This window comes from Streptomyces sporangiiformans (assembly GCF_005768555.2).
In the GTDB taxonomy this organism is placed as follows: Bacteria; Actinomycetota; Actinomycetes; order Streptomycetales; family Streptomycetaceae; genus Streptomyces; species Streptomyces sporangiiformans.
Genome location: NZ_VCHX02000304.1, coordinates 1 through 19,018, shown reverse-complemented (window position 1 = coordinate 19,018; position 19,018 = coordinate 1). Strand labels below are relative to the sequence as shown.

The window sequence follows — 19,018 nt, the reverse complement described above, 5'->3', positions numbered from 1 at the left end:
CGCCGACCTGTTGCGCAACAGGTCGGCGGTGGCCGCCGCCGTCGTCCTGCTCCTCGTCGTCGTGGTGTGCATGTGCGCGCCGCTGTACGCGGAACACATCGCGCACACCGACCCGTTCCGCTCTCACGTCTCCGGCACGACGGTCGTGGACGGCAAGACGGTGCCGGTCCTCACCCCCAGCAGCACCGGCCTCGGTCTCGGGGTCACGCCCATCGGCCCCACCTGGGACATGGGCCACTACTTCCTCGGCGCCGACAACCAGGGGCGCGACGTCATGGCCCGCCTGCTGTACGGCGGACGCACCAGCCTGTTCATCGGCGTGACGGCGGCCGTGCTGACCGTCGTCGTCGGCGGGGCCGTCGGAGTCGTCGCGGGCTATGCGGGCGGTGTCGTGGACGCCGTCGTCTCGCGCGTGCTGGATGTGATCTGGGCGTTCCCGGTGTACCTGCTGGCCATCTGCCTGTCGGTCGTTCTGCTCACCGACGGGCTGAGCCTGGGACCGGTCACGGTCGAGGCGGGGAGCCTGTGGCTGCCCGTCGTGATCATCGCGGCGATCTACGTGCCGTACATCGCCCGTCCGTTGCGCGGCCAGGTCATGGTGCTGCGCAACAAGGAGTTCATCCAGGCGGCCATCGGCTCCGGCGCGCCGACCCTGCGCGTCCTGCGCCGGGAGGTGCTGCCGAACGTCCTGCCGACGGCGATCGTCTTCGTGCCCCTGATGACCGCGCTGGCCATGCTCACCGAGTCGGCCCTGTCCTTCCTGTCCGTCGGCGTCCAGCCGCCCGACGCCAGTTGGGGCACGATCATCGAGGACGGCCTCGGGCTGCTCTACACCCGGCCCGCCGTGACCATCGCCCCGGGCCTGCTGATCGCCCTGACCACTGCGGCACTCAACGTCCTCGGGGACGGGGTGCGGGACGCGCTCGACCCGAGCGCACGGCTGCGCGGGGGGGTGTGAAGGATGCTGTACTTCGCTGCCCGGCGCTTCCTCTCGGCCCTGCTGGTCATGTTCGCGATCAGCGTGCTGGTGTTCCTGATCTTCTTCGCCACGCCCGGCGTCGACCCCGCGGCACGCATCGCGGGCCGCAACGCCGACCCGGCCACGCTGGCCCAGGTACGGCACGCCTTCGGGCTCGACCGGCCGATGCCCGTCCGCTACCTGCTGATGATGAAACACCTGCTGGTCGACCGTGATCTGGAGTCGTTCGTCAACCGCGGCGCCCGCGTCATCCCGCAGATCGTGCAGGCGGCCCCGGTGACCCTGTCGCTCGTGGTGGGCGCGGCCATCCTCTGGATGGCGGTCGGGATCCTCATGGGCACGGCTGCGGCGACCATGCGCGGCACGGCCGTCGACCCGCTGATCATGCTGGTCGGGGTGGTCGGTGTGTCGCTGCCCGCCTACTGGCTGGGCGAGGTCGTCAACCTGATCACACAGAAACAGTTGCACGGCACGGTGTTCTCCTGGGTGCCGCCACCCGGGTACGTCGGGCTGAGCCAGAACCCCGGCGAGTGGGCGCTGCACCTGCTCTTCCCCTGGCTGACCCTGTCGGTGCTGTACGCCGGGATCTACGCCCGGCTGCTGCGCGGAGAGGTCGTCACCGCGCTGAACGAGGACTACGTACGCACCGCGCGGGCCAAGGGCCTGTCCGAGCGACGGATCCTCGTCCGGCACGCGCTGCGGTGCTCGCTCATCCCCATCGTCTCGCTGTTCGGCCTGGACTTCGGCGCGCTCGTGGGCGGCGCCGCCCTGCTCACCGAGGTGGTCTTCGGACTGCCCGGCATCGGCAAACTCACCTTCGACGCTCTGCAGAACCTCGACCTGCCCGTGATCATGGGGACGGTCCTGTACGCGGCGTTCTTCGTGGTCCTGGCCAACGCACTGGTGGACATCCTGTACGCGCGACTCGACCCGAGGGCCCGCCATGCCTGACCAACCCCTGCTGGACGTAACCGATCTGCGGGTGTCGTTCCGTACCCGCCGTGGCCGGGTCACGGCCGTCGACGGCCTCTCCTTCTCGGTGGCCCCCGGCGAAGTCCTGGGCGTCGTGGGCGAGTCGGGCTCCGGCAAGAGCGTGTCGATGCTGGCCGTACTGCGGCTGCTGACCAACCCGAACGTGACCGTCTCGGGTGAAGTCCTCTTCCGTGGCCGCGACTTGCTCTCCCTCCCCGACAAGCAGATGCGCGCGATACGGGGCCGGGAGATCGCCATGGTCTTCCAGGACCCGATGACCGCACTCACCCCCGTCTACACCGTGGGCTGGCAGATCGCCGAGCAGATACGGGCCCACGAGCCGGTGTCCCGCAAAGAGGCACACGCCCGCGCGGTGGAGCTGCTGTCCGACGTCGGCATCCCCGACGCGGCCTCACGGGTGAACGCCTACCCGCACGAGTTCTCCGGCGGCATGCGACAGCGCGCGGTCATCGCGATGGCCCTCGCCTGCTCGCCCGCGCTGCTGATCGCCGACGAACCGACCACCGCACTGGACGTCACGATCCAGGCCCAAATCCTCGACCTGATGCGGGAGTTGAACGCACGCGGCTCGGCGGTCGTGCTCATCACGCACGACATGGGCGTGGTCTCCGAGATCGCCGACCGGGTCCTGGTCATGTACGGCGGCCGAGTCGCCGAGGAGGGACCGCGCCAGGCGGTGTTCCACGTCCCGCGGCACCCGTACACCTGGGGGCTGCTCGACTCGGTACCCCGCGTCGGCGGGACCCGGCTGCGGCGGCTGCCCACCATCGCCGGTGTGCCCGTCTCGCCGGACAGCCTTCCGGAGGGGTGCGCGTTCGCGCCGCGCTGCCGGCTGCGGCACGAACGGTGCGACGAACGCCCCGAACTCTCCGCGGCCCCCGGCACCCCCGCGCATCGCGACGCCTGTCGGCTGCCGGCCGACGACCGTACGTCGCTGCGCCTTACGGCACGGGCGGCGGCGACGGGCGCGGCCGCCGCGGAACACGCAGGCAGGGCCAGCAAGGCTGAAAGGGCCGACAAGGCTGACGTAGAGCGGGAGGCGGCGCCGTGACAGCGCAGAACATCGTGGCAGCGGACACCGATGCCCGGCCGCGCGGGGACGTACTGCTGCGCGCTTCGGATCTCGCCAAGCACTACCCCCTGCGTGCGGAATCGCTCACCAAGCGGCGGCGGGTGCTGCGCGCGGTGGACGGAGTCTCGCTGGACGTGCGCGGCGGGGAGACGCTGGGCATCGTCGGCGAGTCGGGCTGCGGCAAGTCCACCCTGGGCCGCTGCCTGGTCAGGCTGACCGACATCACGAGCGGCCGGGTCGAGTTCGACGGCCAGGACATCACCACCCTGTCCGCACGCCGCCTGCGCCGTATACGCCCGGGCATGCAACTGGTCTTCCAGGACCCGCAGGCCTCGCTCAACCCCCGCCGCCGGGCGGGGGACATCGTGGCCGAGCCGCTGCTCATCCATCGGTACGGGGACGCCGCAGCCGTACGACGCCGGGTCGCCGAGCTGTTCGACGTCGTGGGGCTGGCCTCGGCGCATCTGGACCGGTACCCGCACGAGTTCTCCGGCGGCCAGCGCCAGCGCATCGGCATCGCCCGGGCACTGGCCACCTCCCCGAAGCTGATCGTCGCCGACGAACCGGTGTCTGCCCTCGACGTGTCGATCCAGGCCCAGGTGCTGAACCTCTTCGCCGACCTCCAGGAGGAGTTCGGTCTCACCTACGTCTTCATCGCCCACGATCTCGGCGTGGTCCGTCACGTATCGGACCGGATAGCCGTCATGTACCTGGGCGAGATCGTCGAACTCGCCGCCACGGAGGCGCTGTACTCGGCCCCCGCCCACCCCTACACGCAGGCGCTGATGTCCGCGGTCCCGGAGATAGACGACGGCCCCGCCACCGTGAAAGGCGCGGGCGCACACCGCCGGGAACGCATCGTCCTCACCGGCGAAGTGCCCAACCCGGTGGCGAAACCCACCGGCTGCACCTTCCACACCCGCTGCCCGTACGCCCGCGAGCGCTGCGCGGTGGAGCATCCCCGACTCACCGAGACGGCCTCCGGCCGCCGCGCGGCCTGTCACTACCCCCTCGACGGACAGCGTTAGTTCAACCTACCGGTTGAAGAACCCGGAGCTTGGGCGTAGGGTATTTAACCAACCGGTTGAACATGGAGGTGCGAGGTGACCGACGCCCGGCTGTCGCTGGTGTTCTCCGCACTGGCCGACCCCACTCGGCGCGACATCGTGGCCCGGCTCGCCGCCGGGGACGCCACGGTCAACGAACTGGCCGAGCCGTACGACGTCACGGTGCAGGCCGTGTCCAAGCACATCAAGGTCCTGGAAGACGCCGGTCTGGTCAGTCGCAGCAGAGACGCCCAGCGGCGGCCCTGCCACCTCGAGGCAGAGGTTTTCGACCTGATGACGAAATGGATCGAGCGTTATCGGCGCGAGGCGGAGGACCGGTTTCGCCGTCTCGATGCCCTTCTTGAACAGATGGACGAGCAACCGGCGACGGACACCCCTACGAAGGAGGCATCATGAGCAGCACCGACACACCCCACCGCAACGAGACGCAGATCGTGGCCGACCCGGTTCTGCCCAAGATCGTGATCATCCGCGAGTTCGACGCTCCGCCGGAGCGCGTGTTCCGGGCGTACACCGACCCCGATCTCATCGTCCAGTGGCTCGGCCCACGTGCCCTCACGATGCGGATCGACCAGTACGACGCGCGCACCGGTGGCTCCTACCGCTATGTGCACAGCGACGACGACGGAACCGAGTACGGCTTCTACGGTGCGTTCCACGAGGTGCGCCCCAACGAGCGCATCGTGCAGACCTTCACCTACGAGGGCTTTCCGGACAGCGTCAGCCTGGAGACGGCCCTCTTCGAGGACCTCGGTGGCCGAACCCGGGTCACCGGCACGTCTCTCATGGACTCCGTCGAAGCCCGCGACGCGATGCTCAAGAGCGGCATGGAGGTCGGTGTCCGCGAAGGCTACGAGCGGCTTGACGAGCTGCTCGGCGGCCAGCAGAGCGGCAGCGCCGACCGCACCGGGACGGGATCCTGAGCTCATGGCCAGAACAGCAGCAGACGAGCACCGTGCCGTGGCACAGGTCTTCACCGACCGCGTGCGCGGCACGGATCCAGCGGCCTGGGACAGCCCGGCGCCGTGCGAGGGGTGGGCCGCCCGGGACGTCGTCCGTCACCTCGTCGAGTGGTTCCCCGACTTCCTGAAGGCCGGCGCCGGGGTCGAACTGCCGAAGGGGCCCTCGGTGGACGACGACCCGGTGGCCGCCTGGGCGGTGCACAGCGATGGGGTTCAGGCCCTCCTCGACGATCCGGCCACCGCGCACAAGCTGCTGTCGAACCCGCACATCGGAGAGGTCCCGCTGGACCAGGCGGTCGACCGCTTCTACACCGCGGACGTCTTCATGCACACCTGGGACCTGGCACGGGCCACCGGCCAGGACGAACACCTCGATTCCGCCAAGTGCGCCCAGTTGCTCGACGGGATGCTGCCGCTCGACGACGTGCTGCGTGCGAGCGGGCAGTACGGCCCGCGGGTCGAGGTGCCGGAGAACGCCGACGTCCAGACTCGCCTGCTCGCCTTCATCGGCCGCAAGCCCTGAAGAGCGCCGGGAGCCATCGCCGGCGGGGTCAGCGCAGGGCGTCTCGGGCACGGTGCAGGTACGCCCGCTCGGCGGCGTTGTCAGTGTGTTCCGCGGCGTTGTCGTACGCCTGCGCCGCCTCCGCCGTGCGGCCGAGGCGGCGCAGCAGGTCGGCGCGTACGGCGTGGAAGACGTGATAGCCGTCCAGGTCCAGGGCGTCGACCAGAGGCAGCGCCGCCGCCGGGCCCGCGGTCTCCGCCACGGCGACCGCGCGGTTGAGGGCGACGACCGGAGTCGGGGCGAGGGCCATCAGCTGGTCGTAGAGCCGCACGATCTGGCCCCAGTCGGTGGCGTCCGCGGTCGGCGCGTCGCTGTGGACGGCGTTGATCGCGGCCTGGATCTGGTACGGCCCCGGCCGGCCGCGGCGCAGGCAGCGGCGGACCAGGGCCTGGCCCTCGGCGATGAGTTCCCGGTCCCATCGGCCGCGGTCCTGGTCGGCCAGGAGCACCAGGTCACCGCTCTCGTTCGTACGGGCCGGCCGGCGGGACTCGACGAGCAGCATGAGCGCGAGCAGTCCCAGTACCTCGGGCTCGTCCGGCATCAGTTCTGCCAGCAGCCGCCCGAGGCGCAGGGCCTCCGCGCACAGGTCCGGCCGGGTCAGCGCGTCGCCGGAGCTGGCGGTGTGCCCCTCGTTGAAGATCAGGTACACGACGGCCAGCACGGCCCGCAGCCGCTCGGGCAGGTCGGCGTCCTTCGGCACCCGGTACGGGATGCGGGCGTCGCGGATCTTGCCCTTGGCCCGGACCAGGCGCTGGGCCATCGTCGGCTCCGCCACCAGGAAGGCGTGGGCGATCTCCGCGGTGCTCAGGCCGCCGAGCAGGCGGAGCGTCAGCGCGACCCGGGCGGCGGGGGCGAGGGCGGGGTGGCAGCAGGTGAAGATCAGTCGGAGCCGGTCGTCGCGCACAGGGCCCTCCTCGGCCGCCTCGGCGTCCCGGGCGTACAGAAGTGCTGCCTGGGCCTGCCGCTCCTCGCGCCTGGCCTCCTTACGGAGGCGGTCGATGGTCCGGTTGCGGGCGGTGGTGATGATCCAGCCGGCCGGGCTCGGCGGCACACCGGTCTCGGGCCAGCGGCCGACGGCCGTGGTGAAGGCGTCCTGGACCGCCTCCTCGGCGATGTCGATGTCGCCGAAGCAGCGGACCAGGACGGCGACCGCGCGGCCGTACTCCTGCCGGAACACGCGGTCGATGTCAGCGGCGGACGCGTCCCGCACGATGCCGCTCAGTCCTCGGCCTCGCCCTGGAACGGCCGTACCTCGATGGGCAGCAACCGCACGGCCTCGGCCTGCTTGCGGGCCCACGCGAGCGCGGCGTCGAGGTCGGGCGCCTTGATGACGGTGAACCCGCCGAGGTGCTCCTTGCCCTCGGTGTACGGGCCGTCGGTGGTGAGCACCTCGCCGTCGCGCAGCCGCACCACGGTGGAGGCATCGGGGCCGTGCAGGCCGCCGTCGAAGACCCATACGCCGGCCGCCTTCATCTCCTCCCTCACCGTGTCGAGGTCCCGCATGATCGGGTCCAGGACGTCGGGCGGCGGCGGGTCACCGACGGGCTGGTGCATGGCGAGCAGGTAGTGCTTCATGTCGGGCTCCTCGGTCCTGGGCCGACTCCGTTGGTCCGGCCTCTCACCCTCTACACGATCGGCGCCCGCCGGTATCGACAGCGCGCCCGGACTTTTTCCGAGGGCCACAACTCGCCGGATTCCGCCATGTGATCGCCGGCCTGTGGCCGCCCAACGACGCGGTCGCCGCGGCGGCAGCCGACCGTTTCTACCGCCTCCTGGCCACGGCACAGGACGCCGACGCCGCAGCCGTTGCCCTGCACCGGGTGACCCGCGAGCCCCGCGCCGAGCACACCGAACGACCGCACCTGTGGGCGTCCCTGATCCACAGCGGTCCGTAGCCTCACGGGTGAGGTCGGCGTGGCATGCACCCACCACTGAGCCCGAATACGCCATCGTGATCCGGAAAAGGGCGTCAAGCGCCGAATGTCTCTTCACAAAGGACGACGATGGCCGCAGTGACAGAGCCGGTCTCCCCCGTACCGGTTGCAAGGCGCAGCGTGGGCAAGGTGATCGTCTCCTGGATGACGACAACCGATCACAAGAAGATCGGGCATCTGTACCTCATCACGTCGTTCGCGTTCTTCCTGTTCGGCGGGGTTCTGGCACTGGCGCTCCGGGCGGAACTGGCCCGCCCGGGGCTCCAGTTGCTGTCCCCGGAGCAGTACAACCAGGCGTTCACGCTGCATGGCACCGTGATGCTGCTGCTGTTCGCGACCCCGACGTTCGCCGGGTTCGCCAACGCGGTCATGCCGCTGCAGATCGGCTCCCCGGATGTGGCTTTCCCCCGGCTGAACATGCTGTCCTACTGGCTGTTCCTCTTCGGCGGGCTCATCGTCGTCGGCAGCCTGCTCACCCCGAGCGGCACCGCGGACTACGGATGGACCGCGTACGCGCCCCTCAATGGCGGGGAACGCACTCCGTACATCGGCGCCGATATGTGGATCATGGGGCTGGCGCTGGCCGGCTTCGGCACCATCCTCGGCGCGGTCAACTTCATCACCACGATCATCTGCATGCGCGCTCCCGGCATGACGATGTTCCGCATGCCGATCTTCACCTGGAACGTGCTGCTGACCTCGGTCCTGGTGCTGCTGGCCTTTCCGGTGCTGGCCGCCGCGCTCCTGGTACTTGAGGCCGACCGGCGTTTCGGAGCCCAGGTCTTCGACTCCGCGAACGGCGGGGCCCTTCTGTGGCAGCACTTGTTCTGGTTCTTCGGTCACCCGGAGGTCTACATCCTGGCGCTGCCGTTCTTCGGAGTGGTGTCGGAGATCCTGCCCGTGTTCTCCCGCAAGCCGATCTTCGGTTACATGGGCCTGGTCGGCGCGACCATCGCGATCACCGCATTGTCCGCCACCGTATGGGCGCACCACATGTTCGCCACCGGCGCGGTACTTCTGCCCTTCTTCTCCTTCCTGACCTACCTGATCGCCGTGCCGACGGGCGTCAAGTTCTTCAACTGGATCGGCACGATGTGGAAAGGGTCCATCTCGTTCGAGACGCCGATGCTGTGGGCGGTCGGCTTCCTGGTGACGTTCCTCTTCGGCGGGCTGACCGGCGTCATCCTGGGCTCCCCGCCACTGGACTGGCACGTCACCGACACCTATTTCGTGGTGGGGCACTTCCACTACGTGCTCTTCGGCACGATCGTCTTCGCGATGTTCGGCGGCTTCCACTTCTGGTGGCCGAAGATGACCGGCACGATGCTCGACGAACGCCTGGGAAAGATCCACTTCTGGACGCTGTTCGTCGGTTTCCATACGACGTTCCTCGTGCAGCACTGGCTCGGCGCCGAGGGAATGCCCCGCCGCTACGCGGACTATCTGGCTGCCGACGGCTTCACCGCCCTCAACACCATTTCCTCCATCGGCTCCTTCCTGCTGGGTCTGTCGACCCTGCCCTTCCTCTACAACGTCTGGAAGACCGCCAAAGCGGGCAAACGCGTCGAGGTGGACGACCCTTGGGGGTACGGCAGGTCCCTGGAGTGGGCCACTTCCTGCCCCCCGCCTCGCCACAACTTCGTCACCCTGCCGAAGATCCGCTCGGAGTCGCCCGCGTTCAACCTGCACCATCCGCGGCTCTCCGCCCTCGATCAGGCGGAACTCACCGGACGACGCGACGCCATGGACCCGTCCGCCGGCGACAACGCCGACCGCTCATGAGCCAGGACGACGACACGCGCGAGCTGTCGCCGCAAGCCGCGGCTGCGACGGTCAACGAGGTCGAAGGCTTCCTGCTCGTCCAGGCCGAATGGGACACCGCTCGCCGCGAGGGGAAGGAATTCGCCGACCGGCTGCCCTGGCTGACCACCGCCCAGCACGAGGAGGTGGCCCGCGTGTATGCCGAGCAGCGGATGCGGCTCACCCGCCGGATGCTGCGGACGGTGGTGTCCCGCGCCCACTCGCTTCGAGACGAGTACGAGAACCGCTACACCGTGCTGCGGGTGCGGCTGTGGAAGCTGAGCACGCTCGCGGTGTGTTCCGCTGTGCTCTGGACGGTTTGCCTCACCACTTGGGTGTACTCCTGCCTCGGCGAATGACCACCCGTGTACCGCGGTCAGCCGGAGGGTGTCCGCTCGACGAAGCGGTCGAGGTGCTCGGGGGCGGGGCGGAGCAGTCCGTCCCGTACGGCGAGGGCGGTTGCCTCGGCGCGGGAGGCGGAACCGGTCTTGCGGAGCAGGTGTTCGATGTGGCTGTGCACGGTGCGCGGGGAGAGGAACAGCGCCTGGGCGATCGCCTGGTTGGTCTGGCCCGTGGCCGCGCGCGTGAGGACCTCCAACTCCCGGGGACTGAGGCCGTACGGCAGCAGTTCGGTGGGCGTCTCGTGGACCAGCACCGCCTCGCCGACGATGCCCGGTCCAGCGGTGTGCCGGTGGAGGGCTACGCGGTACCAGGCGCCGTCGACAGGCCACAGCAGACGCAGCCGGTCTCCGCCGGTGGCGGCGAAGGCGCTCACCAGGTTGCCGAACTCCTCGTCCCGCAGCACTCCGGCCCGGTCGCGCCCGGGCAGGTCGACGACCCCCTCGGCGGCGACGAGACTCGCCGCGCCCTCCGGCGGCAGGCCATACAGGTCGCCGGTCCGTGCCGTGGGGTCGGCGAGGGCCGCGAGGGCCGGCATGACGGAGGCCAGCAGCCGACGGGCGTCGGTGTCGTAGGCGTCCGCGCCCTCCGTGGAGAGGTGGATCAGCCCGACGAGGCGGTCGCGGTGGCGCAGGGCTCCGGTCACGCCGTCGCGGAACCCCGCAGGGCGGACGCGCTCGGCGTAGAACCAGCCGTTGCGGAAGCGCGGCCCGGTGTCGTCGGCGTCCTCGGAGATGGACGGCGGGACGTCCTGCCGTACGACGTTGAGGTACCACGGCGTCGCCACGAACTCCGCGGCCAGCGCCTGGGACGTCTCGGCGGTGTAGCCGATGCCCGCGACCTGGACGTGCGCTCCCGTCAGCGGGTCGATGCCCAGCAGGGTCGCCGCGTCGAGGGGCAGGGCGCGGCCGAGTTCGTGCAGCGCCTCGGCGCAGGCCGCCGCGGTGTCGCGCTCGCGCGTGAGCATGCCGATCCGGGTGGCGGCCGCGATCTGGTGGTGGCTGAGCATGCGAGCCTCCGTGAGTGGCCCAGGAACACGGAACCGTTTGGGCCCTAACGATAGGGGTGAGGGCCGTACCGGGCAAGGCGTTCGCCGCTCCGTGACCGGATTGGCCCCTGTCCGTCCCACGCCGTCCCGCATCACCATCAGGCCGTCACCGCACCACAACCGGCCCAAGACCGCCCCGAGCCACATCACACCGGCCGCGGTCCGACCGCCCCCGCACTCAGTCGGTATTTGTACGGATGGTGCGGCGGGGCACGGAGGGCTTTTCTGTTCGGCACAGCCGGACGCCCGCCACGACGGGCACATCTTCTGGAGAGCCCGCAATGACCACACCCCGGTACCCCGTCGACTCGGTGACCTCGCGCAGACACTTCCTGTCCTGGTCCGGCGCCGCCGTCGCGGCCACCGCCCTGACCGCCGCGGGCTGCTCGGCACCCAGCGGCTCCGCAGCGTCGGACAAGGCCGCCGCGAACGGCACCGCGGCCACGGCCGCACGCCTGACGAAGATCGGCCTGGACTATCCGTTCACCCAGCTCCCGCTCTACTCGACGCTGGTGAAGCTCTCCACCGCCGGTGCGAAGAAGCACGGGATCTCCCTCCTCACGACGAGCGACGCGAGCAACGCGGACACGCAGGCCACCAATCTCAACACCTGGGTCGCGCGGAAGGTGCCGGCCATCGTGTCGTTCCCGATGGTCTTCGAGGCCGCCGAGCCCATCGCCAAGGCGGCGATGGACGCGGGGCTGATCTGGGTGACGTACGGCGGTTCCCTGGAGCACCAGAGCGCCGACATCCAGTTCAGCTTCCGCGAGGGCGGCACCCTGCTCGGGCGGGCCGCGGCCGAGTGGGCCGAGCAGAACCTCGGCGGGAAGGGCAAGATCGCCTTTCTCACCGACAGCACGATCGAGCTGGGCCGGGAGCGCACCAAGGGAATGATCGACGCCTTCACGAAGCTGGCGCCCGGGGTCGACGTGGTCGCACGGGAGCAGGCCATCGATCCGGACACCGGTCTGGCCAAGACCAAGGCGATCCTCGCCAAACATCCCGACCTCAACATCGTCCTCGGGGTGACGGACGCGTCCGCCTACGGCGGCTTCAAGGCGCTGCAGCAGGCGGGCCGTTCGAAGGATCACGGCAAGACCTTCGTCGGCGGTCAGGACGGCTCGGCGCCCTCCCTCCTCGCGATCAAGCAGGGCACGTTCTACCGGGCCTCGGCCGCACTGGCGCCGAAGGACATCGCGGGCGCCATCGTCGACGTACCGCGCGCCGTCGCCGCCGGCAAGGCGAACCCCAGCGCCGAGGTGCCGATCGCCCTCGTCCAGCACGGCGACGACAAGGAGATCGACGCGCTGCTGGCGCAGAACTCCCAGGGGACCTCATGACGGAGCCGAGCCTCCGGATCCGCGGACTGACCAAGTCGTTCGGCGGTGTCCGGGCACTGGACGGCGTGGACCTGACCGTGCCGATGGGACAGGTCCACGCCTTGCTCGGCCACAACGGCGCCGGCAAGTCCACCCTGATCAAATGCCTGGGCGGCGCCTACCCACCCGACGCCGGCACCATCGAGGTGGGCGGGGCCTCGTACACACGGCTGAGTCCGCGCGAGTCGATCTCCGCGGGAGTGGCGATCATCTTCCAGACGCTGAGTGTGGTCGACGCGCTCACGGTGTCCGAGAACATCTTCCTCGGCCAGGAGTGGACCCGGTACGGCACGGTCAACCGCCGGGCGCAGGAGGAGGTCGCGGCCGGGCTTCTGGAACGGGTCGCCGCCAGTTGCTCGCCACGTGACCGGGTGGGTGAACTGTCCATGGGCCAGCGGCAGTTGGTGGAGATCGCCAAGGCGCTGAGCCGAAGCGCGTCGGTGCTGGTACTCGACGAACCGACCGCCGCCCTGTCGGGCGCCGAGAGCGATGCCCTGGCCGAACGGGTCGAGGACCTGCGCGCCCAGGGGCTGGCGATCGTGTACGTCACCCATCTGCTGTCGGAGGTGGAACGGCTCGCGGACGCCGTGACGGTGCTGCGGGACGGGCGGGTCACGCACCATTCGGCGGTGTCGGGGCAGTCGCGGCGCGAGCTGGTGAAGGCGATCGTCGGGGAGACGGCGGGGCTACCGGGCGATACCGCCGGGGTGACCGGTGACCGTTCACCGGGTGATCCGGCCGAAGACATCGCCGGCAAGTCCCCGACAGCACCGGCCGAACGGATCGCCGGCCGGTCGTCGGCGGAACCCGCCGGTGAGCGCCCGCAGGAGCGTGGTCGCGTCTCGGGCCCGCCCCGGCTCACCGTGGACGGGCTGTGTGGCGCCGGATTCGGGCCCGTCTCCCTCACCGTCGCCGAGGGTGAGCGCGTCGGGTTGTACGGGCTCATCGGCTCCGGTCGTACGCGGCTGCTGGAGACCCTGTTCGGCAGGCGCCGTGCCTCAGGCGGCACCTTGCGGGTCGGCAAGCGAGTCGTCGCGCCCGCCCGGCCCGCCCAGGCGCTGGCCGCCGGGATCGCCCTCGTACCGGCTGACCGGCGTCGGCAGGGGCTGTTCCCGACGCTGAGCGCGCAGGACAACGCGCTGCTGCCCGCCGTGGGTTCGCTCTCCCGCTACGGGGTGCGGGCCCGCGGTGCCGAGCGCCGGGCCTTCGACGCGCTGGCCGGAGCGGTGGGGCTGCGACCCGCCCGGCCGAAGCTGTCCGCCGCCGCGTTCTCCGGCGGCAACCAGCAGAAGCTCGTCCTCGGCCGGTGGATCAACGACGTGCGCGGTGTCGACGTCCTGCTGCTGGACGAACCCACCCAGGGCGTCGACGTCGGCGCCCGGCAGGAGATCTACCGGGTCGTGTCCTCACTGGCCGCCGAGCGGGGAACGGGCGTGCTGTTCGCCTCCAGCGACCCGGAGGAGATCGTCGCGCTCGCCGACCGCTGTCTGGTCGTCGCCGGCGGCCGTGTCGTCGGCGAGTTGTCCGGAGCCGAACTCACCGAACAGGCCCTGCTGTCGGCGGTCCACGAAGCCGGCGCCGGTTCCGCGCCCCCGCTCTCGCCTCCGCCTCCGCCTCCGCCTTCGTCTTCGCCCGCTCAAGGAGCAGTATGACCACCGTCGACCCCGCCCTCGGCCGACCCCGCGCGTTCAGTCCGGTCGGCCTGAGCGTCGTACGGCGCCACCCGCTCATCGCCGTACTGGCCGCCATGGTGCTGGTCTTCCAGCTGACCACGGGCAGTTTCCTCGATCCGGCCAACCTGTCCGGTATCGCCACCGACGCCGCCACCCTCGCCATCGTGGCCGTGCCGCTGGCCCTGCTGGTCATCAGCGGATACCTCGACCTGTCGGTCGGCTCGACACTCGCCCTCGGCGGGCTCGTCGCGGGCTGGCTGGCGGGGCAGGGGCAGTCGCCTGTCGTCGCCGTACTGGGCGCGCTCGCCGCCGGTGCGGCGGTGGGTGCCGTGAACGGCGTGCTGTGCTGCTACCTCGGTCTGTCGGCGTTCATCGTGACGCTCGGCATGCTGGCCGCCGTACGGGGCTTCGCCCAGCAGCTCTTCCCGCTGCCGCTGAGCGGCTTCGGCTCCGGGTTCGCCTGGCTCGGCGGGTCCCGGATCGCCGGGATCGCCGCGCCGGTCGTCGTCGCCGGGCTCGTCCTCCTGGCGGGCGCCCTGTTCCTGGCGCTCACCCCGGCCGGACGGCATGTGTTCGCCGTCGGCGTCAACCGGGAGGCCGCCTACCTCTCGGGCATCAACGTCCGCCGTACGCCGTTCGCGCTGTTCGTGGTGACGGGAGTGGCGGCGGCGCTGGCCGGCGCCATCAAGGCCTCGGTACTGGACAGCGCGGTCGCCGGGACCTCGGGCGCCGGTTTCGAACTGACCGTGCTCACCGCCGTGTTGCTGGGCGGGGTCGCGCTCAGCGGCGGTTCGGGCTCGGTCCTCGGCGTGCTGCTCGGCGTGCTCTTCCTCGGAGGCCTCCAGAACGGTCTGACCCTGCTGAACGTGCCGACGTTCTGGCAGCAGATGGCCCAAGGCATCGCCCTGGTGGCGGGTGCCGCGCTCGCCTACTTCGCGCCACGGACGGCACGCTGACCCCGTCCCCCGGCGTTCCCTCTCCCCCCAACCCCGCACCACTCCACGCAGCGAATCGCGTCCATGCAAGTCCAAGAAAGTCCATGAAAGAGGTCTCCACGTGAGCGACACGGCTCCGACTCTCATCCTGACGGGTGGTCAGGTTCTCACCGTCGACGGCGACTTCACGATCACCGAAGGCGTGGCCGTTCGCGGCCGGGACATCGTCGCCACCGGGACCGATGCCGAGATGCGCGCCCTGGCCGGACCCGGCACCCGGATCGTCGAACTCGCCGGCCGGACCGTGCTTCCGGGCATCAACGACTCGCATCTGCACGGGGCCGCGTACGGCATGACGAAGCCGCCGTTCGCCATCGACGTGAGCCATCCGGCGGTGGGTTCGATCTCCGACGTCGCCGCCACCGTGGAGCAGGCGGTCCTGGCGGCACGGCCCGGCGAGTGGATCGTCGGCCTCGGCTGGGACCCCGGCTATCTCGCCGAGTGCCTCGCCGACCCCGAACGCTTCCCTCACCGCCGCGACCTGGACGCGGTGGCGCCGGACAACCCGGTCTGCCTGACCGACTTCTCCCAGCACATGGTGTGGGCGAACAGCGCGGCCCTGCGCCAGTGCGGGATCGACGCGGGCAGTACGCCGCCGGGCGGGGTCATCGACCTCGAACCGGACGGGCAGCCCAGCGGCATCCTGCGCGAGGCCGCCCAACTGCTCGTCCAGGCTGCCCTCCCCTCCCCCACCGTCGCCCAGCGCCGCCAGGCCATCCAGGGCGTGATCCGCGAACTCCACTCGCGCGGCATCACCAGCTACACCGAGCCCGGCCTCGGCCCCGGCGGCACCGAGACCCTGTTCGGCGGTCTGAGCACCGACAACTGGAGCGCGTACGCCGAGCTCGCCGAGGACGGTGAACTCGGCGCCCGCGTCAGCGTGTTGCTGCTGCCGGCACCCATGGGCGGCTCCGCCGACGACGTACGCAAGGGCCTGGCCGAGCTGCGGCGTCCGCAGTCCGCCGATCCGCGGTTGCTGCGGGCCATCGGCGTCAAGATCTTCGCCGACGGGGTACCCCCGAACCGTACGGCCTGGATGAACGAGCCGTACGTCGACGGCGGCCACGGCTCGCTGTGCGTGCACGGCGACACGCCCGCGCTCCAGGTGAGCGAACTGCGCGAGATGATCCGCGTCGCGCACGAGGCGGGCTTCCAACTCGGCGTGCACGTCACGGGTGACCGGGCGATCGACACGGTCGTCGACGCGTTCATCGCCGCTGATGTGGCCGCGCCCCGACCCGACGCCCGGCACTACGTCATCCACGGCGACTTCGTCGGCGCGGACAGCCTGGCGAAGCTGGCCGCGAACGGCTACGGCATCAATATGAACCCCGCCATCAAGTGGACCATCTCGGACCTCATGGAGATGGTCGTGGGACCCGAGCGCTCGGCCTACGAGTGGCCGGTACGGTCCGCCGTGGAGGCCGGTGTCACGGTGTGCGCCAGTTCGGACGCGCCGATCACCGAGCCCGACTGGCGCCAGGGCGTGGCCTCGATGCTGCTGCGCGAGTCCAAGGCCAGCGGCAGGCCCAGCGGCCCCGAGCAGTGCGTGAGCCTCGCCGAGGCCCTGCGCGCCTATACGGCCAACGCGGCGTGGCAGGACTTCGCCGACGACTGGAAGGGCACGATCGAGCCCGGCAAGGTGGCGGACCTGTGCGTCCTGGACCGCCCGCTGCTGGACCTGGACCCGCATGACATCACTCAGGTCGAGGTGGACCTCACGGTGTTCGACGGACGGGTCGTCTTCGAACGGTAGTGCCCGGAGCTTCCGAGTCCGGACGGGGCTCAGGCGTCTTCCGATTTCTAGCGCTGAACTGCCTGTCAGACCGTCATGAGACCCTCTTCAGATCAGGGTGACCGCGTCTCCGAGCTGCACGGTTCCCGGCTCGATCACTGTGCCCAGCGCGTCCAACCGCATGTCGTGCCCCTGGGCGATGGCCCGCAACACCAGCGGGGACTGGGGCAGATCCTGCTGGGCTTCGTTGACCATGACGCAGCGCTCGCTGGAGCGTACGAACTCCACACATGCCATCCGGCCGATCCGCGCCTTGGCGCCGAACCACTGGTCCTCCACGAACGCAGGCGTGCCAGGTGGCGTCCGCACCAGAAGGTTGGGCCGGAACCGGCGCTCATCGACGGCGATTCCCGGTACGGCCGACCGCACCCAGTCCAAAGTGGCAGTGGTCAGCACACTCAGCGGTAGCTGGTCGAAGTGCGAGACCGTCCCCTCCCGGGCCACGTCGACGTCGTCCCGGCCCAGGTAGTGACGCAGGAACGCGGCGGCATCGGCCACCGGCACACCGTACGGGTCAAGCAGTTCCGGCTCATCGGCCCCTTGTAAGTAGCGGGAGCCGAGCCGCAGCAGACCAGGCATCCGCCGGAAACGGCGCGTGTTCTTCCCCGAACCGAACTTGCCGTCGCCGTCCCGCACCGCGTACAGGCGGTCGCCCACGACTCCGCGGGCATCGATGTCGGCCCGCTGCAGCAACTCACCGCCCGTCGACTTGATCGGATACCGCCAAATCCGTTCGACCGTGCCCAGACTCATGTTCACCGTCCACCCCCTGGCCTCACACCGAAGCAGGGCTCGCCGCGTTGCCGGCCGCCTCGAGGAACAGTCTCCAACATCATCCGCGCCACAGAGATCACTTCTCGCGTACAACGGAGTAGCCCGACGAGGCGTTCTGGTGGAGAGGCGAGCTCCGGCTCAGGTGGTCAGCGCCTCCACCCGTCGCATCACCTCGCGACAGAACGCGCCGACCCCCTTCGGGTCGTCGATGAACTGGTTGGGCTTGATGCAGAAGGTGGTGAAGCCCTCCTCCAGTTGGCGCGGGAGGGAGGCGAGGGCGGCTCCGAGGTCGGCCGGTGCGTGGTCGTCTGGGAAGACGGCCTGGGTGCCGCCGATCATCTCCAGGTCGGTGATGTCCCGGCCGGCCGCGGCCATCGCCTCCTTGAGCGTCTGCAGGTCCTCCGGTGCCGGCCGGCCCAGCGGGTGGAAGCCGTGGCCGTACTTCACCAGTCGGCGCAGGACAGGGCCGTGCAGGCGCTGGCCGCCGAACCACAGCCTCGGCCCGTCCGGGCGGTACGCCTTGGGCTCGAAGTAGACGTCCCGGAACGGGTAGTGCTCGCTGTCGTGGGAGATCGGGGACGGGCCCCAGGCCTTCGCCCAGACCTCCAGGTGCTCGTCGAGCAGTCGCCCACGCCTGCCGAACGGCACTCCCAGGGCGTCGTACTCGTCCTTGCTCCAGCTGACCGTGGGCTGCACGAGCAGTCGCCCCTCGCTGATCAGGTCGAGTGTGCCGAGTTCGCGGGCGAGGAGCAGCGGGTGCCGCAGCGGTGCGAGCACGGCCGCGGCGGCCAACCGCAGGCGCTCGGTGACGGAGGCGATGGAGGCGAGCAGGAGCAGTGAGTTCGGCCAGGGGGTGAACGGGTCCTGGTTGCCAGGGAGGGCGTAGTCGCGGGGATTGCCCATGATGCCGGCGGCGGCCGCGTCGGGGCCGAGGACGATGTGCTCGCTGACCATGACCGAGTCGAAGCCCGCGTCCTCGGCTTCTCGTGCCCACCGCACGGCGGCGGGGAGATCGGCCTGTCCACCGGTCAGTGTCCAGTTCTCACTGAGGACGAGCAGCATGCGTGGGGTGGTGGTCATCACGGAGTTCCTTCGCTCGCCGAGCACGGCGTTGGTGGTGACGAGAAAATCCGGCCCGGCGACGGGACGCACGGCCGGCGCATCGTGCGATGCGCCCACCCTTCCATATAGTTTGATCCCAAACAATCTCCGTCCGGAATAAGTCCCCAGCCACCCCGGAGACGTCACAGCAGACTGTCGGCCCGATGTGGACACGCATACCTGACAGCGGTCAGCAGGCTGTCCCAGGACTGCTGGAACTTCTTGATCCCGTCAGCCTCCAGGGCCTGTACGACACTGTCGTAGGAGATCCCGAGCTTCTCGACCGCGTCGAGGTCGGCGCGGGCCTGCGCGTAGGTACCGGCGATGGTGTTGCCCCTGATCCGGCCTTGGTCCTGGACGGCGAGCAGAGTGGCCTCCGGCATGGTGTTGACGGTGCCCGGGGCGACCAGCTCGTCGACGTACAGGGTGTCCTTGTACGCCGGGTCCTTGACGCCGGTCGAGGCCCACAGCGGGCGCTGCTTGTT

General features: G+C 70.2%; 19 protein-coding genes and 1 pseudogene. 14 read left to right on the top strand and 6 right to left on the bottom strand.

From position 1 onward, the window contains the following. The 7 genes from FGD71_RS37815 to FGD71_RS49375 form a co-directional block, all read left to right on the top strand. On the top strand, positions 1-958 hold a 958-nt coding region (locus FGD71_RS37815; RefSeq protein WP_140936045.1), incomplete at its 5' end, for an ABC transporter permease. Between the two features lie 3 nt (positions 959-961). Further along, the gene (locus FGD71_RS37810; protein ID WP_119105074.1) at positions 962-1,930 is read left to right on the top strand and encodes an ABC transporter permease; all 969 of its coding nucleotides are present in this window, start codon (positions 962-964) and stop codon (positions 1,928-1,930) included. Next, the gene (locus tag FGD71_RS37805; protein ID WP_119105073.1) at positions 1,923-3,023 is read left to right on the top strand and encodes an ABC transporter ATP-binding protein; all 1,101 of its coding nucleotides are present in this window, start codon (positions 1,923-1,925) and stop codon (positions 3,021-3,023) included. Before FGD71_RS37810 ends, FGD71_RS37805 begins: the two co-directional genes overlap by 8 nt. Continuing rightward, positions 3,020-4,072 carry an ABC transporter ATP-binding protein gene (locus FGD71_RS37800; RefSeq protein WP_119105072.1) on the top strand — a complete coding sequence of 351 codons (1,053 nt, stop codon included), beginning with the start codon at positions 3,020-3,022 and terminating at the stop codon, positions 4,070-4,072. Before FGD71_RS37805 ends, FGD71_RS37800 begins: the two co-directional genes overlap by 4 nt. A 75-nt stretch (positions 4,073-4,147) precedes the next feature. Further along, positions 4,148-4,507, top strand: a complete 360-nt coding sequence (locus FGD71_RS37795) for an ArsR/SmtB family transcription factor (RefSeq protein ID WP_119105071.1) — start codon at positions 4,148-4,150, stop codon at positions 4,505-4,507. Then, positions 4,504-5,034 carry an SRPBCC family protein gene (locus tag FGD71_RS49380; protein WP_119105070.1) on the top strand — a complete coding sequence of 177 codons (531 nt, stop codon included), beginning with the start codon at positions 4,504-4,506 and terminating at the stop codon, positions 5,032-5,034. The genes FGD71_RS37795 and FGD71_RS49380 overlap by 4 nt, the downstream gene beginning before the upstream one ends. A gap of 4 nt (positions 5,035-5,038) precedes the next feature. Further along, complete coding sequence (locus FGD71_RS49375; RefSeq protein ID WP_119105069.1) at positions 5,039-5,596, top strand: TIGR03086 family metal-binding protein; 558 nt, start codon at positions 5,039-5,041, stop codon at positions 5,594-5,596. A 28-nt stretch (positions 5,597-5,624) separates the two neighbouring features. Here FGD71_RS49375 and FGD71_RS37780 read toward each other — a convergent pair whose 3' ends face one another. Then, on the bottom strand, positions 5,625-6,845 hold the full coding sequence (locus tag FGD71_RS37780) for an RNA polymerase sigma factor (protein ID WP_119105068.1): 1,221 nt from the start codon (positions 6,843-6,845) through the stop codon (positions 5,625-5,627). A gap of 8 nt (positions 6,846-6,853) precedes the next feature. Further along, entirely contained in the window at positions 6,854-7,210 is a 357-nt protein-coding gene (locus FGD71_RS37775) for a YciI family protein (RefSeq protein WP_119105067.1), read from the bottom strand. A 119-nt stretch (positions 7,211-7,329) separates the two neighbouring features. Between FGD71_RS37775 and FGD71_RS37770 the strand changes: the two are divergent. The 3 genes and pseudogenes from FGD71_RS37770 to FGD71_RS37760 form a co-directional block, all read left to right on the top strand. Further along, a pseudogene (locus tag FGD71_RS37770) lies at positions 7,330-7,530 on the top strand (CHAT domain-containing protein); the annotation flags it as partial. Positions 7,531-7,638: 108 nt separating this feature from the next. Beyond that, a complete protein-coding gene (ctaD, locus tag FGD71_RS37765; RefSeq protein ID WP_119105065.1) occupies positions 7,639-9,351 on the top strand; it encodes an aa3-type cytochrome oxidase subunit I in 1,713 nt (570 codons plus the stop codon). Beyond that, a complete protein-coding gene (locus FGD71_RS37760) occupies positions 9,348-9,728 on the top strand; it encodes a hypothetical protein (protein WP_119105064.1) in 381 nt (126 codons plus the stop codon). The genes ctaD and FGD71_RS37760 overlap by 4 nt, the downstream gene beginning before the upstream one ends. Before the next feature lie 17 nt (positions 9,729-9,745). Here the strand turns inward: FGD71_RS37760 and FGD71_RS37755 are convergent, their stop codons facing one another. Beyond that, positions 9,746-10,777: a helix-turn-helix transcriptional regulator gene (locus tag FGD71_RS37755; RefSeq protein ID WP_119105063.1), complete on the bottom strand. Its 1,032-nt coding sequence runs from the start codon at positions 10,775-10,777 to the stop codon at positions 9,746-9,748. A gap of 320 nt (positions 10,778-11,097) precedes the next feature. Here FGD71_RS37755 and FGD71_RS37750 point away from each other — a divergent pair, with 320 nt between their 5' ends. The 4 genes from FGD71_RS37750 to FGD71_RS37735 all read left to right on the top strand — a co-directional run bounded on the left by FGD71_RS37750 (position 11,098) and on the right by FGD71_RS37735 (position 16,619). After that, on the top strand, positions 11,098-12,156 hold the full coding sequence (locus FGD71_RS37750; RefSeq protein ID WP_119105062.1) for a sugar ABC transporter substrate-binding protein: 1,059 nt from the start codon (positions 11,098-11,100) through the stop codon (positions 12,154-12,156). Next, a complete protein-coding gene (locus FGD71_RS37745) occupies positions 12,153-13,847 on the top strand; it encodes a sugar ABC transporter ATP-binding protein (RefSeq protein ID WP_119105061.1) in 1,695 nt (564 codons plus the stop codon). The genes FGD71_RS37750 and FGD71_RS37745 overlap by 4 nt, the downstream gene beginning before the upstream one ends. Continuing rightward, on the top strand, positions 13,844-14,824 hold the full coding sequence (locus FGD71_RS37740) for an ABC transporter permease (protein WP_119105060.1): 981 nt from the start codon (positions 13,844-13,846) through the stop codon (positions 14,822-14,824). Before FGD71_RS37745 ends, FGD71_RS37740 begins: the two co-directional genes overlap by 4 nt. 100 nt (positions 14,825-14,924) lie before the next feature. Beyond that, positions 14,925-16,619, top strand: a complete 1,695-nt coding sequence (locus tag FGD71_RS37735; RefSeq protein WP_119105059.1) for an amidohydrolase — start codon at positions 14,925-14,927, stop codon at positions 16,617-16,619. Positions 16,620-16,706: 87 nt separating this feature from the next. Here FGD71_RS37735 and FGD71_RS37730 read toward each other — a convergent pair whose 3' ends face one another. The 3 genes from FGD71_RS37730 to FGD71_RS37720 form a co-directional block, all read right to left on the bottom strand. Then, positions 16,707-17,411 (bottom strand): MOSC domain-containing protein, encoded by a 705-nt coding sequence (locus FGD71_RS37730; RefSeq protein WP_119105058.1) that lies wholly within the window; start codon positions 17,409-17,411, stop codon positions 16,707-16,709. 159 nt (positions 17,412-17,570) lie between these two features. Further along, positions 17,571-18,512, bottom strand: coding sequence for an LLM class flavin-dependent oxidoreductase (locus tag FGD71_RS37725; protein WP_119105075.1), 942 nt, complete (start codon positions 18,510-18,512; stop codon positions 17,571-17,573). A 164-nt stretch (positions 18,513-18,676) separates the two neighbouring features. After that, positions 18,677-19,018: transaldolase family protein (locus FGD71_RS37720; protein WP_276147180.1), on the bottom strand; the 342-nt coding region annotated here is incomplete at its 5' end.

Bases quoted from the DNA above. Each gene is read 5' to 3' on its own strand.
- FGD71_RS37775 (WP_119105067.1), bottom strand. From the start codon at position 7,210: ATGAAGCACTACCTGCTCGCCATGCACCAGCCCGTCGGTGACCCGCCG.
- FGD71_RS37725 (WP_119105075.1), bottom strand. From the start codon at position 18,512: ATGACCACCACCCCACGCATGCTGCTCGTCCTCAGTGAGAACTGGACA.
- FGD71_RS37755 (WP_119105063.1), bottom strand. From the start codon at position 10,777: ATGCTCAGCCACCACCAGATCGCGGCCGCCACCCGGATCGGCATGCTC.
- ctaD (WP_119105065.1), top strand. From the start codon at position 7,639: ATGGCCGCAGTGACAGAGCCGGTCTCCCCCGTACCGGTTGCAAGGCGC.
- FGD71_RS49380 (WP_119105070.1), top strand. From the start codon at position 4,504: ATGAGCAGCACCGACACACCCCACCGCAACGAGACGCAGATCGTGGCC.
- FGD71_RS37805 (WP_119105073.1), top strand. From the start codon at position 1,923: ATGCCTGACCAACCCCTGCTGGACGTAACCGATCTGCGGGTGTCGTTC.
- FGD71_RS37745 (WP_119105061.1), top strand. From the start codon at position 12,153: ATGACGGAGCCGAGCCTCCGGATCCGCGGACTGACCAAGTCGTTCGGC.
- FGD71_RS37810 (WP_119105074.1), top strand. From the start codon at position 962: ATGCTGTACTTCGCTGCCCGGCGCTTCCTCTCGGCCCTGCTGGTCATG.
- FGD71_RS37750 (WP_119105062.1), top strand. From the start codon at position 11,098: ATGACCACACCCCGGTACCCCGTCGACTCGGTGACCTCGCGCAGACAC.
- FGD71_RS37730 (WP_119105058.1), bottom strand. From the start codon at position 17,411: ATGAGTCTGGGCACGGTCGAACGGATTTGGCGGTATCCGATCAAGTCG.
- FGD71_RS49375 (WP_119105069.1), top strand. From the start codon at position 5,039: ATGGCCAGAACAGCAGCAGACGAGCACCGTGCCGTGGCACAGGTCTTC.
- FGD71_RS37740 (WP_119105060.1), top strand. From the start codon at position 13,844: ATGACCACCGTCGACCCCGCCCTCGGCCGACCCCGCGCGTTCAGTCCG.
- FGD71_RS37760 (WP_119105064.1), top strand. From the start codon at position 9,348: ATGAGCCAGGACGACGACACGCGCGAGCTGTCGCCGCAAGCCGCGGCT.